6 protein-coding genes are annotated in these 16,858 nt (G+C 64.1%); 4 read left to right on the top strand and 2 right to left on the bottom strand.

Features of this window, described 5'->3' with window-relative positions:
• The first annotated feature begins 105 nt into the window (after window positions 1-105).
• From ACWGIC_RS26470 to ACWGIC_RS26460, 3 genes are read left to right on the top strand one after another with little or no spacing between them, the layout of a single operon-like run.
• A complete protein-coding gene (locus ACWGIC_RS26470; protein WP_452078619.1) occupies window positions 106-1,086 on the top strand; it encodes a class I SAM-dependent methyltransferase in 981 nt (326 codons plus the stop codon).
• Window positions 1,083-1,802 carry an HAD-IA family hydrolase gene (locus ACWGIC_RS26465; protein WP_452078618.1) on the top strand — a complete coding sequence of 240 codons (720 nt, stop codon included), beginning with the start codon at window positions 1,083-1,085 and terminating at the stop codon, window positions 1,800-1,802. Before ACWGIC_RS26470 ends, ACWGIC_RS26465 begins: the two co-directional genes overlap by 4 nt.
• Entirely contained in the window at window positions 1,799-2,821 is a 1,023-nt protein-coding gene (locus ACWGIC_RS26460) for a hypothetical protein (RefSeq protein WP_452078617.1), read from the top strand. The genes ACWGIC_RS26465 and ACWGIC_RS26460 overlap by 4 nt, the downstream gene beginning before the upstream one ends.
• 1,734 nt (window positions 2,822-4,555) lie before the next feature.
• On the opposite strand, the gene ACWGIC_RS26455 is transcribed toward ACWGIC_RS26460, so the two are convergent.
• Both ACWGIC_RS26455 and ACWGIC_RS26450 read right to left on the bottom strand, forming a co-directional pair.
• On the bottom strand, window positions 4,556-5,227 hold the full coding sequence (locus tag ACWGIC_RS26455) for a DUF2165 domain-containing protein (RefSeq protein WP_452078616.1): 672 nt from the start codon (window positions 5,225-5,227) through the stop codon (window positions 4,556-4,558).
• Between the two features lie 12 nt (window positions 5,228-5,239).
• A complete protein-coding gene (locus ACWGIC_RS26450) occupies window positions 5,240-9,331 on the bottom strand; it encodes an nSTAND1 domain-containing NTPase (RefSeq protein ID WP_452078615.1) in 4,092 nt (1,363 codons plus the stop codon).
• Between the two features lie 3,251 nt (window positions 9,332-12,582).
• Here ACWGIC_RS26450 and ACWGIC_RS26445 point away from each other — a divergent pair.
• Window positions 12,583-16,803: a LamG-like jellyroll fold domain-containing protein gene (locus ACWGIC_RS26445; RefSeq protein WP_452078614.1), complete on the top strand. Its 4,221-nt coding sequence runs from the start codon at window positions 12,583-12,585 to the stop codon at window positions 16,801-16,803.
• Window positions 16,804-16,858 lie beyond the last annotated feature (55 nt).

Raw genomic sequence — 16,858 nt, 5'->3', positions numbered from 1 at the left:
AAATTGAATATGCCTGGATTACCGCAGATTCAGCACGCTGCCGCACAGAGCCCTTCGTATTCTGCGGCGACTTCCCACTATCTTTCGCCCGCGCGACGAGACGCGGTGAAACGCGCCTGGGAGGAGCCGTTTTCCCAGCGCGTCTTCGGGCTTGCGGCCGGACGGTCGGGGGCGGGACCGGGGGACGCGCTGCGCGTCATCGACATCGGCAGCGGAACAGGGGATGCGCTGCGTCTCCTGGAAGCCGCGCTCGGGCCGGGTCCGGGGGCTCCTGCAGTCGAGTATCTGGGCCTGGACGTGGATCCGAGCATGGTGGAACTCGGTCGTGACATCCACCGGGGCCGCGACGGCGTCGACTTCGAACTGGCCGACGTGAGAGATGGCGTACCGCCGCGGGCGGCGGACCTCTATCTTTCCAGCGGCGTGCCGTACTCGCATCTCACCGGACCTGAGATGGAATCGGTTCTGGCGGACATTTTTCGCACTGTCAAGAACAATCACACCCGTTCTGCTGTGGTCCTCGACGTGTTGGGACGGTATTCAATCGAATGGGTGCCCAACTGGCCGTCCGATCGATGGAACTATGAGATGACATTCTTTCGAGACGTAAAGGACTCACCGCAAGCGCCGATGACGTTCTATTCCCGGGCGACCCTCGATGAAATGATACGCAAAGCGGGGATCCGTGCTGGCCTGGTGTTGAGCGAAATCGACTACTTCGACCGTTCCGTCGTCGTGGGAAGGCACACGGAAACAGGGACCTTCAATCCCGGACTTCCTCCTTATCGCTCTTTGCTCAACCGGCTGTTCGGCGGGGACACGGAAGTCGACCTTGCGGAACTCGAGCTCAAAACCCCGAGGCAGGACTCCCCGGCAGAGGTGGCGGAGTTTTTTGCAGGGTATTCCACGGAGTGGAATTCATGCTTGCGAAAGCATGTCGCTCGACATGCGAACCGGGAGGAGAGTCCGGAAAGCCGCAGGGAGCTAGCCGGGCAGTTGCGGGTGCTGGAGTTCGAAATGCAGCGGGGGCTGGGTGTCGGTCACTCGCTGATCTGCGTCGTCTCGGCGGACGGCCGGGACGGATGACCGGCCCTCGCACCCGGTCAGGCATCGGTCGCACCTGCTTCACCCTGGCGGCTTCGGCGTTGCTGGTGGATCTCGACGGAGTCCTGGTGGATTCCATGCCGGCCATCAGGCAGGCCGCGACTGATTGGGCCGCGCGTCACGACCTGGATCCGGACTATGTCGCCGGCCTCGGCCATGGCCGGCGGACCGTGGACATTGTGCGCGTCGCCGCACCCGGCAAGGACGAGGACGCCGAGGTCGCGGCTTTCACCGCGTTGGAAGCCGAGCGCTGTCAAGGGGTGCTGCCAGTCCGCGGCGCGCGGCAGTTCACGGCAGCTCTCGAAGGCCGCGCATGGGCGATTGTCACCTCCGGGTTGCGGCGCATTTCCGAGGTGAAGCTCGCCGCCGTGAGGTTGACACCGCCCAAGGTGCTCGTTTGCGCGGAAGACGTCACCGACAGCAAACCCGCGCCGGATTGCTATCGCCTCGCGGCACGTCGATTGGGCGTGTCCGATGAACGATGCGTGGTCGTCGAGGACGCAGTGGCGGGTTTTCGTGCCGCGCAGGCGGCGGGAATGCTGTGCATCGGAGTGGGGCCTGAGGCGGACGGTTACCCCGGTCCTTTGCACGCGCGGATTCCCGACCTCACCGATCTGCGAGTTTTCGAAGATCCCTTGACTGGCGAATTGCAACTTCGCGGTGTGATGGAAAAACCAGTATCGGAGGTGGACAGATGACCCAGAACAGCACTATCGACAAACCGCGCCCCAGAGATTCGGTCGGCACGCTGCGTACCGGTTTCAGCCGGTTGCGCCGGGCACTCCGCAAAGGCGACTGGAACCAGCCCGCGCTGCCCGCCGAGGCGGAACCTCGATGGCAGACCCGGTTCGTGGAGGAGGCGCCCCTTACCGCCTTCACGCAATTGGACCTCAAAGACTTCGGTTACACCGAAGAAGAAATCGAGAGTCTCGGCAGGCTCAGCAGGTGCTCGGCGTACTCGGCCCCGCATCGCCTGTTGACCCCGACAGGAGTCGCGGCATTTCGCTCTGTCTGCGAGATGCTGTCGGGCCGAGCGCCCGACGACGACTACATCGTCAGCCACCGCGTTCGCAACGCTACCTCGATGTCGCGTTTCATCGGCGACATGATGCATGACGAGAAGTTCCTGAGCAGAGTCTCGGCGATAGCGGGCGTGCCTCTCGTTCCGCATCCGCTGATGAACCCGGGCGTATGCATCAACTACTTCGACAATGCCAAGGTCCGAGTCGGCGGAGCCGAGGAAGACCAGGTCGCGAAGTGGCATTACGACGGCATGACCTATGTCTTCGTCATGCAGCTCTCTCGTCCGGAGGAGTTTACCGGCGGCAACCTGCTGATCTATCGAGGCCATCGTGACCGGTTCCGGCGCGATCAGGATGTCATCACCACGGCGGCTGCCGAACATCCCCAGGTCTTCCGCGCCCCGTTCGCCAGTATGGGCGACACGGTTTACACGCGTGGCAGCGATATCTGGCACGCGGTCACTCCGGTAAGCACCGGGAAACGCATCAGCGCGGTCTTGTCGTTCTGGTGTCCGCTGCTGCCGCAAGATACGAACGAGTTCTGGCACGTAGCCGCGGAGGACGGGTTGCTGCCGGCATTGGGCGGATTCGCCAAGCTGCGCAGGGCACAGCTAGACGCTCTTGGCTACTGCCGACGCACCGGCGTCGATCTCGCACCGCTTGCCGCAGCGGCCATGCAAGCGCACTCTTCGTGACCGAGCTCCGCGGGCAGTGCCGAGCAGGGGTGCGCTGAGGCGACCTCAGCGCACCCCTGCTCGAGGACGGCAACTGCGGTGTCGGATCGACGGCATCGGCACAGAAGCCGGGCAATTGTCCCGTCGCCGAGCCGTGCGAACTGGGGCTGCTCGCGAACTTTCGCCTCGTCACTGGCCCCGCTTCGAAGCAGCGTTTCGGTCCTTCTGCAGACGACCCGGGTTCCCTCGGCTACGAGACTGCTGCTGGGGTGCCCCAGAACAGCGTGCCATACGGGAGTCGGATCCCCGGCCTCTCCCGCCGCGTCCAGGAATTCTGTTGCCCGGTGCCAGAGAGCAACCCGAGCAGGTCCGTCCGGCTCCCCTGCTCAGGCCAGCCTGCGTGAATGGTTCGCGAGCAGCGCGAACACTGCGGCTGTAGCGCTAACGAGAAGAAAGATGCTTCGATGGAACAGAACGAGCACTGACTCCCAGTAGTGCATAAGCCGCGAGCATCGCCAGCAAGACGCCAAGTCCTCCGCCTGGGACACCCAATAGGAGTACTGCGATTACGCTGCAGCAACAGGCGGTTACTGTCAACACCAGTCTTGTTCTGCGCGTCATGAGCCTTCCCTCCCGAGGCCGCTCCCTGGAACCGGCGGCAGCAGAGCTGGTCGTATACCCCGCTACCGGGTGGGTAAACGCGAACGAAAAATTCGCCCCGCATGGCAAGCAGTGCTTTCTGCCGGGTGGGAGGTCACGATCGGTTACGGCCTCAGCGATGGTCGCCTCGGTGTGCGGAAACGGCGCCCGCGCAGCAGAGAGGAGATGCTGAGCGTCAGGTCGAACTCGTCGAACGCCTGCTGGGGGCCTGGCGAGCTGGCGCGAGCAAGCTGCGCGAGACCCGGCCGCTCCAGCCGATGCTCCGAACCGTCGCAGCAAACGAACCTCGGCGGCGGGTGCCTGGCTGGAAGGTTGCGCGGGGAGCACGAAACGGCGGCAGGGTCAGGTTCGCCTACGTCACCGACGTGTTCTGCCGGGTAGTCGGTCTGCCGCCGATCCGGTTGCACGATCTGCGCCCCGGGGCGGCGACGCTGACGTTGGCGGCGGGGGTGGAGATGAAGGTGGTGCAGTGGCACTCCTCGATCACCGGCGCCTCCGACACCCACACCACGGTCCTCCCGCAGGCGGCGGAAGCGACAGCGGCGATCATCTCGCGGCGGTCGGCGAGAAGTCTCGGACTCGCCGACGACCACAATGGACAGTCCAGGACCGGGAGAAAAGCTTCCGGAAAACCAAATCCCCAGGCCGAAACTTCTCGAACCTGGGGAGTGAGGGCGTGCCATCCGGGCCGCGCACCCCGGTCCCGCTGGTTAAGAGTTGGCAGCCGGACGTGTCGGATGATGCCGAGCGGTATTTGCGCCCGGCTGACGCGCCTTACCGTGGGCTCTGAATCATCGGGTAGGCACGGCTGGCATGCCTGGTGTCGCATCGGCAAGTTTCCAGCCGTCTGCCAGCGTGGCGTGAAGCCAGCTGGGACGAAAGCGATTCCGCCCCCGTGGGTTATGGGCATAATCTCCCTGAAACTTCAGTTCGCGAACTCCGGCCCCAGGCGGCAGGCGTGATGCGGTGAGCTTCGAGCAGCGGGTTTTCAGCGCCAGGCCCGATGTGCCGCTGCCTCACTGCGGAGCGGCACCGCGGCAGAGGCGCGGCAACCTGGCCAGGTAGTCAGAGGCTTAGCGCCAGTCGGGCCAATGGTCAGCTGAACCTGTCAGCAGGTTCGCCCGCTGTGCGCTTTAGATCGTTTGCGGCGAGGTGAGTGAGGACGAGACCGAATGAGGCGATAATGACGTGCTGAAGGGCTGCCTGGAGACCGTTCCACTTGCTGGATTGCCACATCTGGAACCACTCTCCGCCTATCGCTAGGAATCCGATCCCAAAAAGCATTAACTGCATCACCCAGCCAAGGCTGGACAGCTTGTGCGCCATGGGCAGGGGGTGACCGGACAGGTGATTCCGTATGCATCCGATAAATCCGGAAATGAGCACCAGCGCTGTGATGAGCTCCCACGCGATGATGGCAATGTAAACGGCGTCGGCGAGTCCAGGGCTGGTTATGGCGCGCCGCATCATGTTAGGCGACTGGAACGTGGTGTCCATTGCCAGAACATGACGGACGAAAGCTTGATTCGTTCCGAAGTCCGTGATGTTGCCGACTGTAATAAGTGTCATCTGCAGGGCCGTGGTTCCAGTGAGAACTGTGGCTGCGGCGGGAAGTGCTCTGAACCTGCTGAATATACCCATGCATGGATAATACATGTTGGAATGAATATTGTAGAGAGTTGGAGTCGTGGAACTTTCGGCAGCGGCACCCGGTTCGGCCTTGTCGGGGATCGCAGTCAGGATATGTTTTGAAGCGCCGGAGATCACTGGGTAGAAGACCTATCGACAAGGTGTATCGTAATCGACTTGCGGGATATGCAGTTGTGCTTGCTTGTGAGTTAACACGTTGTTGGTTGACGCGCATATTCGTTGGATGGCCTGCTCCTTGTCGAGGTTCCAGATCCGGACTGTGCCGTCTTCTCCGCCGGTTGCCAGAATTTTCCCGCGCATCTCGAACGGGTAGAAGGAACTCATGTGGACGACGTCTGCGTCTGTGCCTATAGGTTGGCCTATGGGTGTTGCGTACGTCCCTGAGACGGCCCATAAGTGAAATGTTCGATCAGTACTGCCGGTCGCGAGCATCCTGCCATCGGGACTGAATGCGATGGAGTTCACGGCCTCGGTGTACCCGACGAGAGGTTGGCCCAGCGGAGTCGAGTGTGAGGGATCGTCGATGTTCCACAGCCGGAGGGTTTGATCATCGCTGCCCGTGGCGAGGATGTTGCCGTTCGGGCTGAACGCCACGGACAGCACTGGCTTTGTGTGACCGGCAAGAGGGGGCCCGAGGCGTGCTGCATGTGCGGGGTCGGCGATGTTCCAGAGCTGCAGGGTGCTGTCGTCGTTGCTGATGGCGAGGACGCGGCTGTCGGGACTGAATGCCGCTGGCGTCCCGCTCGACGGTTTGCCGGGAATTGGCTGGCCCATTCGCACGGGAGCCGCCGGGTTGCGGACATCCCAGAGTTGCAGGGTTCGATCGTCGTTGGCGGTGGCAAGAATATGACCGTCCGGGCTGAACAGGACGGGGCTGCCATATCTTGTTTTCAGCCGGAGGGGATGTCCGATCGGAGCAGGGTTCGCTGGGGCGGCGACATCCCAGAGTTGAATTGTGCTGTCGTCGTTGGCGGTGGCGAGGATGCGGCTGTCGGGACTGAACGCAATCGAGCTGACGGGACCCTGGTGTCCCGTCTTCGAGAGCCGAAGAGGACGCGGGTGTGCTATGTCGGCGACGTTCCAGAGCTGGCTGGCACTGTCTCCGGAGCCAGCTGCCAGGAGCCGCCCGTTCGGGCTGAAAGCCAAGGACGTGATGGCTGATTTGTGTCCGAGCAATATGAGATCGGGTATCGACCACAGCCGTGCTACGCCATCTCCGCTGCCGACCGCGAGTGTATGTCCGTCTGGGCTGAACATCGCTGAGAACACGTTGCCGTTGCTGGCCGACAGCGGCTTGCCCAAGGGCACTGCCCGGGACGGGTTGGAAAGGTTCCAGAGCCGCACTGTGCTGTCGCCTCCTGACGCGAGCATGCGGCCGTCCCGGCTGAACGCGATCTGCCAGACCTCCCCGACGTGCCCGACGAGAGGCTTGCCGAGAACGACTGGCCCTCCGGGCGAGGCGAGGTCCCACATGCGCACGGTCTTGTCCTCGCTCCCGCTGGCCAGGGTGCGACCGTCAGGGCTGAAAGCCACAGAGTGCACGATGCCGGAATGACCGAGGAGTGGCTGGCCTCGCGGCGATGTCCGGGTCGGGTCGGAGATGTCCCACAGCCGGACCGTATGGTCGTTGCCGCCGGAAGCGAGGGTGTTTCCATCCGGGCTGAACGCGACGGTCCGCACAAGTCCGGTGTGGCCGACGAGCGGGCTGCCGAGCGGGACAGGGTGTGCGCGGTCGGCGATGTTCCAGAGTCTGACCGCGCGGTCACTGGTAGCGGTGGCCAGCACGCGTCCGTCCGGACTGACTGTGGCGGTGTAAATGGTGCCACCGCCGCCGTCGGTTGGGGGTCCCAGCGCATGTGGGTGGGCGGCATCGGCCACGTCCCACAGCCGAAACGTATGGTCGTCGCCGGCCGTGACCAGCGTGCGGCCGTCCGGCGTGAAGACCGCCGAAGCGACCCAGCTGCCGAATCCGGTCAAAGGAACCCCGAGTTGGCGGGGTCGTCCGCGGTCGCGCATGTCCCAGAGCCGGACTGTACGGTCGGCACTGGCGGTAGCCAGGACATTTCCGTCGGGACTGATGCCGGTCCAGTACACCGCGCCGTTGTGGCCGGTCAGCGGTGTGGCCAGCGGGCTCTGCTGCGTGGAGAGCAGCCTGGTCAGCACATTCTGATCGTCTGGACGCAGCTGATGTGCGACGAGATCGAGCTGGGCCGACAGCGAAGGGTCGGACGCCTGCAGCCGGTCGGCTTCGGAGACGACCTGCTGGAACTGGGCTTCGTCGCGTTGCCGAATGGCTACCACCGCCGTCGATGCCGCGACAAGGGCGAAGACAACCACAGCAGCCATGGCGGCGCGCCGGGTCCAGATGTTTCGGCGGCATTGTCGTGAAGATGCCGCGAGGAATTCTTGGGCTGTGACCGTTACGTCAGCGGGGCCAGCTGTCTTCCTCCACTGCGCAGCCGTCTCCAGGCGCGCGCCTCGATAGAGCAAGGACGCGTCACGGTCCTGTCTGTCCCAGGATGTCGAGTCCTCCTCAAGTCTTTGACGCAGGAGGTTGCCGGCCCGGTCCTGATCGAGCCAGCTCCGCAGCCGCGGCCAAGCTTGGAGCAGAGCTTCGTGCGTGATCTCGACCGATTGTTCGTCGAGCGTGACGAGCCGGGCCGCGGTCAGCATTTCCAGAGCCTTCTCCGCGGACGCGGGATCCTCCGCCTGGTCGACTAACTGCTGCCGGGTCGATCGCCTCCGCGTGTCACGCATGTCCTCGCTGACTCGCACCAGTCGCAGGAGAATGGCGCGCGCGGCTGTTTGCCCTGCCTGATCCAGGTCGGCCCACACCCGTTCTGCGGTTGCTGCTACCGCGCCCCGGATTCCGCGGGCTGCCTGGTAAGCCTCGATCGTGAGCCTGCCAGGTTGGCGACGCTGCCAGGTCGCCAGCAACGCGTGCGACAGCAGGGGCAGAACTCCGGCGTCGTGGAGGCTTTCCGCCCAACCAGTGTGAGTGCGCACCGCACCAGCACTGACGTCGCGGACGATCAAGTCGACGAGCCCTGGTTCCAGCTGCAGCCCAACCGACTTCGCGGGGCCGGTGATGGCCTCACGCAGCTCGCCGGTGGTCATCGGGCCGAGAACCTGCAGATCGTTGCTCTGCGAGGCGGCCGTCAGTTCCGGGTATTCGAGGCAATGCACGAAGAAATCAGCCCGCAATCCGAGCAACACAACAGCAGGCCGTCCAGTGTCGGCTGAAGCGAAGCTGCTGATGGCGTGAAGAGTGCGAACGAACAATCTCCGCTGGAACTCGTCCGGGCACAGCGTAAAGGTTTCCTCGAATTGGTCTACGACCAGCACAAGCTGAGTCGTCGATCGCGCTTGGCGGTCGAGGTGTTCGGCGACAGCGACCTGAACTGCTGCCAGGAAATCTTCCTCGACGTCATCAGATTCCTCTTGCCTCATGGCTGCGGAGTTGTCGTCGCCTGACCAAGAGCCGGTTTCTGTGCTGCGCACATCAGACAAAAGCTTGACGGCATTCTCAAGCTCCGGCACGCGCGCAACGAGTTCGCGGATCGGATTGTCACGCGGAGTCATCGAGATGGTCGTCCAGTTGCCGCTGGACGCGCCAGCCGAAGGCGCCTGTTCCAGCCTCGGGAGCAGGCCGGCGGCGATCAGCGACGACTTCCCGGCACCTGACGCCCCGATCAGCATGATCACCCCGGGACCTGCTTTGGCCGCCAACCTGGCGACGAGGGCGTCCGTGCTGCGACCGCGTCCGAAGAAAGAGCCAGCGTCCTCTTGCCTGAACGACGCCAGACCCCGGTAAGGGCAGGCACCCGAATCTGTGGATTCGGGTTGCCCGGCAGTTCTGCTGTCAGGGGCGTCGCCAGCTGCGGAGGTACCGGGAATCGGGCTGTCGAGAGCCAGCTTCCACAGCTCTCGCCAGGCAGTCAGGTTGTACAGATCGGGCACGATCGGGGCGGAACGTATCTGGCGTGCCTCGCCGATCAGGATTTCCAGGACGACAGCCAGCGAGGCGAAGCGAGCAGGAACGTTCCGTCCACGTCGCCAGTCGCTTACCCGCTGCGCCGAAACTCTGACGGGACGACCCCGTTCATCGACCCGCCGCGCTCGCAGAACTGATTCGGTTACCCGCTTCAGCGGCGGATCGCCCGCTTCGGCGTAGAGCAGCGCGAATCGCTCTGCGAATAGCCCGCGCGGCTCAAAGCCCATTTCATCGCCCTCCCCAAGCCGATGTCGCCACTGCGGCCAGGGCACCTCGCGTCGTTATGTGGCTACCCCTGCCGGGCGAAGATCCATACTCGTCATCGTCGCCTGAGAATGCAAGGTGATTCCTGCCGGTGCTGACGGCATGGTTGTTACGTATGTGGACCAGACATTCGAAGCGGGCTGGTCCTGGGAGCCGCGTACGCGTGGCCTCGGCTTCTTCTGGTTCTGCCGGTCGAGCGTCGGCTGATGTGAGTTGCCGAGGAGATCGGCGGCGCGCGGCGAGAACAAGCTGGGCTGCTGAGGAGAGCTGAACCGCACGATCGGTCAGGGCTGCGTTTGGAGCCGTTGAGGCGTCTGTGAACGTTCGACTGTCCGGACCGGAAAACCTGATTTGGCCTCTGACCTTGGTGTTCTGGAGGGCGAGCGGTCCTGGAAGATCCACTGAGCATGGAGCGGCAACAGACTGGACATCGAGCCCGCACCATGCTGTGGGCTTTCGCCAGCTCGTCCGGGCACCGGGTTCGACGTTGCACGACCTGTCGAGGGGGCAGTTCGTGCAACGTCGAGGTGACACGAGAGAGGAAGCGATGTGTTAGCAGACAACGGCGGTGTCGGTCGTCCAGGAGGAGCGCGGGTTCGCAAGGGCGATGTCGCCGGTCAGCATCCCTCGGACTGGACTTCTCCGGTTACGGCCATTTGACGTTGGAGGCGACCCGATTCGTTGTGCGGTGCCGGGAACGGTGTGGGCACAGTTGCTGGGTTCGCGACTGTCCCACGGTCTGCAGACGACCGGGTCCGGACCGGAAAGCCTCTGGCCTGGAGTTATGTAGAGGAGGCGGCCTCGCAAAGGTCCGATTGAGCACGGAGGGGGCAATAGCTGCGTTGCGAGACCACATAGCGGTACCGCAGGACACTCGCGGCACTGCTGGCACTCCACCTGGCACCAGCTTAATGTCGGCATCCGAGGTTCTATGGACCCAGATCCGGCTGGACAGTGATCTGCGTAGCGGTTCGCCAGCAAGCTTGCGTGAGCCGAAGTTGCAACACCAGTCGTGGACGCGTCAAGGTGTGGGGCCTGCTTGGCTCAAAGATCTGCCTCGAACAACAGCGGGATGGCGAGAAGTCCGAGGTGCTGTGTCCCTGCCGGTTGCCCGACTGATGATGTGACTTCGCTCGGACGGGCTGGTCTAGCTAGGCACCGTGCCGTCGCGGATGGCGCGGGACCGCCAGATCGTATTCGCGAGAGCCGACCCCCAGCGGCTCCATGATCTGGCGAGGAAAGAGGTGGCGGGGCGCGACGGGTGTCGTTCGCTGGTGCCCGCCCAGCCCTGCCACCTCGCCTTGATTTTCGACGCGTCTCAGCCTGTACGCACGGCCACGCTGGGATCGGTGGTGATTTGGCGCAGAGCTGCCCGGCTTACGTTGTGGATTCAGGAAGCCATTGCCGCTGCGGAAGCCTAGGTGTGCGGCTTTACTGGGGCGGCTGATGATCGTTTCGCTGCTGTACCGAGCGGCATGTGCGTTGTTGTCCGTGCCTGCGGTACTGCTGTGCCGGGACACCGGCAAGGACGCCGAGTTGTTCGTTCTCCGACATTAGAACTCGGTGCTGCGGCGACGGATCAACGGTCCGGTCTGCGATGAGCCCGCAATCCGGTTCGGGCTGGCTGCGTTGTCGTCGCCGCTCCGCGTCACCGCTGGTGCGGTGCCTTCCTGGCCACGCGGGGGACGCTGTTGAATCCGCACCGGAGGCTGATCGCTGGGAAGCAGGACCGCGCCGCTCGACGCCGATGCATCGGGTGCCCGCCTGTTGAGGCCGGGGTTACCGCAGAGTTTGAGGGAATTGGCCCAGTTGGGGCATCGGATCGCGCCGTCCGCGGTCTGGGGCGTATGCGGCTGGCGTCGACCCGGCTCCGCGCCGCTCCGGTCCGAACTGGAGTGAGTTCTTCACCACCCAGGAGGGAGGGGATCATCGCTGCGGATTGCTTCCGCGTGGACGCGATCACCGGCAGGCGGGTGGTGTGCACTGGGGTTCCTCGAGCATCGCGCCCGCAAGCTCGGCGTCGCCGGCGTCACTGCGTACCTCACCGCGCAAAGTACACCGGTTCCTTCGACACCGTCATCGAAGCTGCGGAGATGGAGGCGCTGCTCAATGCGCTGCGGGCTCCGCGGATGAATGCTCACAGCGAAAGAGCGATCGGGGCCCTTCGCCGCTACAAACGGGCATCGACCAGATCAGTCCCGAAGCCAGCGATCACCCGAGGTCCAGGACCACCCAGTGTCGTCCAAGACCCCGAGGCCGCAAATTTGTGCGGACCTCGGCCTCGCAGGAGCCATCAACGAGTACCGATACGCAGCCTGAGCTGCAGAGGCGACTTCTCGAGCCCCACACGAAGCTACCGCCAAGATCAGCGCCGCGACAGTTCGGGCGCGTCTCGGGCTCGCCACCGACCATCCTGGACGGACCCCAAGTGAGAGAAATAGCTCCTGCTTGGAACCCTCCTGTCGAATCTCGCGCGAAATCGACTCGCCAATGCAAACGGATGCGAAACGGAGTATGTGGCCTGAATAAACTACTGCGGAATGGGCCTTCATGATGGAATTTACGCTGATTGTAGTGTTGTGAAAACAGTGGGACATCTAGGAATCACACGAAGAACCTACGGATCAAGTAGTCCCAAGGTATTGAGTTTCGATTAATGTCGACCAGCGGTCAAGTGTGTCATTTCGCGTGCGTGGTGGGCGGATTTTTCGGGTGATTGACGTGTTGTGTTGCTTTGCGTCGGCCTCGGAGCTCATTCTGGGTGCGACGGCCGTGTTGGCGTGCGGTGCAGAAGGCGCTGCGAGGCGTTCTGAAATACCGTAGGCGGCCCCGTGCCAGTTCGCGGATTGGTTTGAATTGGACACGAGGAGGCTGCTTTATTGAGCCCGTTGGGCACGGCGGGCTCCTTGCGGACTGGTTCGAGTGCATGCGAGTGACTTTCCAACAATGAGTTCACATGATGAGAGATCGCCGCCCGTCTCGTCGGTTTTGCTCGGATTGACCCATAGATCCCCTTATTTCCCTTAAGCTATCACGGTCACGATTTGTCGAATACGCCACTTGGTCTATTTCTTTGGTTAACGCTGTTTGGCAAAGTCATCTCGGGTTCGTCGGGGACCCAGCAGGTCGTTGGCTGGTTGTTCTTGACGTGGGGGATCTCGTGCGTTCATTTGGTGTGCGCTGGCGCGCTGTTCTTATCGCGGCCGCAGTCTCAGTGAGTTCGGTCGCTGTGGTTCAGCCGGCTCTCGCCACTCCGGCGGCGAACGTGCCGGATTCGGCCCCGGATGAAACGACAGCGACGGCGTACGCCCGGGCAGGCGGCAAGCAAGTCGAAGTCGCTTCCGAGACCACGGAGACGTCCAGGACGGTCGCGAACCCGGACGGTTCGTGGTCGTTGACTCAGTATGTGCATCCCGTGCGGGTCAAGCAGGGAAGCGGTTGGGTTCCGATCGACACGACTCTGGTGCGGAGGTCCGACGGTTCGATCGGCCCGAAGGCCGTCACCGTGGACGTCAGCCTCAACCCAGGCGGCACCGGTTCGGCGGCGAAACCGATTGTCCAGGCCGGTGAAAAGGACACCGCGGTCGGTCTGAAGTGGACCGCTGACCTCCCGGCACCCACGCTGTCCGGCGACACCGCCACCTACTCCGAGGTCCTTCCCGGTGTTGACTTGACCGTGAAGGCCGCGACGGAGGGGTACACCGAGAACCTCGTCATCAAGACTCCCGAGGCGGCGAAGAATCCACAGCTGCGGCAGGTGCCGTTCGGGCTGTACACGCACAACGCCACCGTTTCCGTCAAAGAAGGCGACGGCCGCGGCACCCCGGCCAAGTCCGCGCCCACGAACGGCCTTGAGGTCAAAGACTCCAGCGGCCACGTCGTGTTCGCCGGTGACGCGTCGAGGATGTGGGACTCATCCGGGGCTGGTTCGGCCGCTGAGCAGCACCTGGGCGAGGGCGGCGGACGGCGCGAGGCGGTCATGGACTTCGCGCTGACTCCGGACAAGGTGACCATCAGCCCGGACGAAGCGTTTCTGACCGATCCGAAGACGAAGTATCCGGTGTCGCTGGACCCGGACAACTGGTGCACTTCCTGCGGCATTCAATCGCATGTCGTGGTGCAGTCGGGGTATCCGGACGCGCACAACTGGAACGCGTCGACCGGGGATCTGTCGAACCTGAAGGCCGGGTACGAGGATTACGACCGCGCGAGGACGTCGCGGTCGTACATCCAGATGAACACCTCGGTCCTCGGCGGCAAGGTGATCAAGTCTGCGACTCTGAACACGACGATCCAGCACAGCTACAGTTGCAGCCCTCAGCCGACCGGCCTGTGGGTCTCGAACCCTGCCGACCCGGGCACGACCTGGAACCTGCAACCGGGCTGGTCGTACTGGGTGTCGGACATGAACGTCGCGAACTGCCACGACGACTCCAACGTCGTCGGCCAGTTCAACGCGCTCCGAGCGGCGCAGGACGCGGCGGCGAACTACTGGCAGAGCACGTGGTTCGTGCTCGCGGCGCGGGACGAGGGCACCACCGCGGCGTGGCGCCGGTTCGATCTGAACCCGTATTTTCAGGTGGATTACAACTCCCGCCCGAACGCGCCGTGGAACCTGACGATGCAGCACGGCACCTCGAAGTGCGTCCAGGGCGAGAACCGGCCGTGGGTGGCGACGAAGACCCCGCAGCTGGCCGGGTCTGTGTCCGACCCCGACGGCGGCACGTTGTTCGCCGGGTTCGCGGTGGGCGCGGGGACCGCGGGTCACAGCACGAACGTTCACGACAACGGCGGCAATCTCGTGACGGTCGGTACGCCGGGGCCGAACCAGGCGGCGACCGCGCAGTTCGCGGCCGTGCCGGGCGGGTGGATCGCGGGGGACGGGATCTACAACTGGTCGATGCAGGTCAGCGACGGCGAGCTGGCGTCGGCCTGGGTGGGCAGTTGCGAGTTCACCGTCGACTCGACGGTGCCGCGGGCACCGTCGGTGCGGATGACCGGCACGGTGCCCGATCACCAGAACGACAGTGTGCATTTCAGTGTCTCGGTGGGCATGGCCACGCCGGGGTTTTACGACATCGGCCGTTTCATCTACACCACCGACGGTTCCGAGCCGCAGCCGCAAGGTTCGCCGAGCGTCACTGCGACGCGGGGAACGGACGCGAACGGCAATCCGATCGCGACGGCTGATCTGTCCGCGTTGGCGGTCAACGGCAACCAGAACTTCATCAAGGTCAAGGCGGTGAACAAGGCGGGCACGCCGGGCCCGGACGCCACCTGCGTGGCCAGCGGAAACCTCGAGGCCGCGTCGTGTTCCTTCCACGTGTTGCCCTACACCCCGTCCGTCGGTCTTGCGGGGGCCTGGCCGCTCGACGAGATGGGCGGTCGGGTGCTGGCCGACACCGCGAACACGACGCCGGACAACAGCGGCCTGGCCGCGCACACCGCGAGCCTGAACGGCGGTGGTGACTGGGTCGCCGGTTACGACCACGGCAATGCCTGGACCCATCCGGACACCGGCGGTTACAGCGAGGGCGCCAAGGGCGCGCTGACCCTGGACGGTTCCAGCGGTTACGTCAACACGAACGGCCCGGTGCTGGACACGACGAAGTCGTTCAGCGTGGGCGCGTGGGTCAAACTGGCCAACACCAACGGTTTCCAGACCGTGGTCTCCCAGGATGGAACCCAGGGCAGCGGATTTTACCTGCAGTACTCCAAAAGCGACAACGCGTGGGCGTTCAGCATGCTGGCTGCCGACCAGGCCAACGCCAGCGTGATCCGTACGAAGTCGACGAAGCCGCCGGTGCTGGGAGTCTGGACTCATCTGGCCGGTACTTACGATGCTTCGACGGGGACGATGTCGCTCTACGTCGATGGCGTCAAGCAGGCCACTAATGTCATCAAGAGCTGGGCCGCGCCCGGAAACCTCGTGATCGGTGCGGGCAAATACAACGGGGCACGGGCCGACTTCCTCGCGGGGCAGGTGGACGACGTGCAGGCGTGGCAGCGGGTGCTGTCCGCGCAGGACGCGCACGACCTGGCCAATGCCGCGGCACCGCTGGCGAAGTACGGGCTGGCGGAAGGCTGCACCGATGTCCTCGGCACGACTGTCGAGTCGTTGCAAAGCAACTGGGCCTTCGACGACGGCACGGGCAGCACTGCCAAGGACACGAGCACGTTCGGCAACGCCATGACCCTCAACGGAGGCTACGGCTGGACGAGCGGCAAGACCGCGGGCGCTGTCCACTTCGACGGTTCCACCGGGTACGGGTCCGCGGCTCCGGCTGTGGACACAGCGAAGTCGTTCACCGTGTCGGCGTGGGCGAAGCTGGACGACGCGAACGGCTACTACACGTTGTTCACCCAAGGCGGGAAACGCGCGGCAGCGTTCCAGTTGCGGTATTCGCCTGATGTCAACCGGTGGGTTTTCGGGATGACCACGGCGGACGACGACACTGTCGACAACTACCGCTGGGCGCTGGGGAATCAGCCGCCGCAGGTCGGGACCTGGACTCTGTTGACCGGGGTCTTCGACCAGACGTCGATGCGCGTCCGGTTGTACGTCAACGGGAAGCTCGAAGGACAGAACACCCTTCCCACCGCCTGGAGCGCCACGGACGGTTTCACGGTCGGATCGAACCTCGGGGCCGGGAACTTCTTCAAGGGCTCGGTCGACCAGGTTCAGGCGTGGAGCCAGGTCCTGACCGACGACCAGGTCGCGTCGCTTTATGGCCACCGCTACTTCGACACGATCAGCAGGGCGACCGGAACCGGTTCCGGCGGCGTCAGCCTCGCGTCGAGCGACAATGCGTGCGCCGCGCGGTTCGACGTGTCCGGTACGGGACAGATCGACGCGGGCCGGCCGGCGAACCTGCGCACGGAGAAGTCCTACACCGTCGAGGCGTGGGCCTACCACTCCTGGACTGCCGGTGACGTCGCCGCCCACGGCGCGATCGATACCAGCGGGCGGGCCGTGGTGGGGATGGACGATGCGCAGTTCTCCGCGGAATTGCTCGGCTACCACAGCCTGCCGGACGCCAACGGTGTTCAGCATCCTAAGTGGACGATGCTCATCAGTTCGTCGGCAACGGGAAACGGGGCGTGGTGGGCGGTCAGCGACGCCGACGCCGTCGACAACACCTGGGCGCACCTGTCCGCCACGTACGACGCTTCCACCGGCACGATGGCCTTCTACGTCAACGGCGTGAAGCAGAACACCTACTTGAACACGACCGGCGGCCAGGGCGTCGTCAGCAGGCCCAGCACCGGCGACCTGTTCATCGGGCGAGGCGTGTGGAACGGGACGCGGTCCGACGAATGGTACGGCGGGGTGGCCGGCGTGCGCGTCTACCAAGGCCTTCGCGCCGCCAAGGATCTCGTCGAGGACGCCAAAACCGATGACCCCGGCGTGACCTTCGGCCTCCGAAATCTGTAGTCGATCAACAGTCTTCTTCTTTCGTGTTGCACCTGTGCAGACAAGGGTGATGAGC

This window comes from Amycolatopsis sp. NPDC054798, assembly GCF_053611505.1.
The sequence above is the reverse complement of the archived record's forward strand: the minus strand, read 5'-3'. Positions and strand labels throughout refer to the sequence as shown.

Excerpts from the sequence above, each read along its gene's own strand:
- ACWGIC_RS26465 (WP_452078618.1), top strand. The coding sequence starts at position 1,083 with ATGACCGGCCCTCGCACCCGGTCAGGCATCGGTCGCACCTGCTTCACC.
- ACWGIC_RS26460 (WP_452078617.1), top strand. The coding sequence starts at position 1,799 with ATGACCCAGAACAGCACTATCGACAAACCGCGCCCCAGAGATTCGGTC.
- ACWGIC_RS26450 (WP_452078615.1), bottom strand. The coding sequence starts at position 9,331 with ATGGGCTTTGAGCCGCGCGGGCTATTCGCAGAGCGATTCGCGCTGCTC.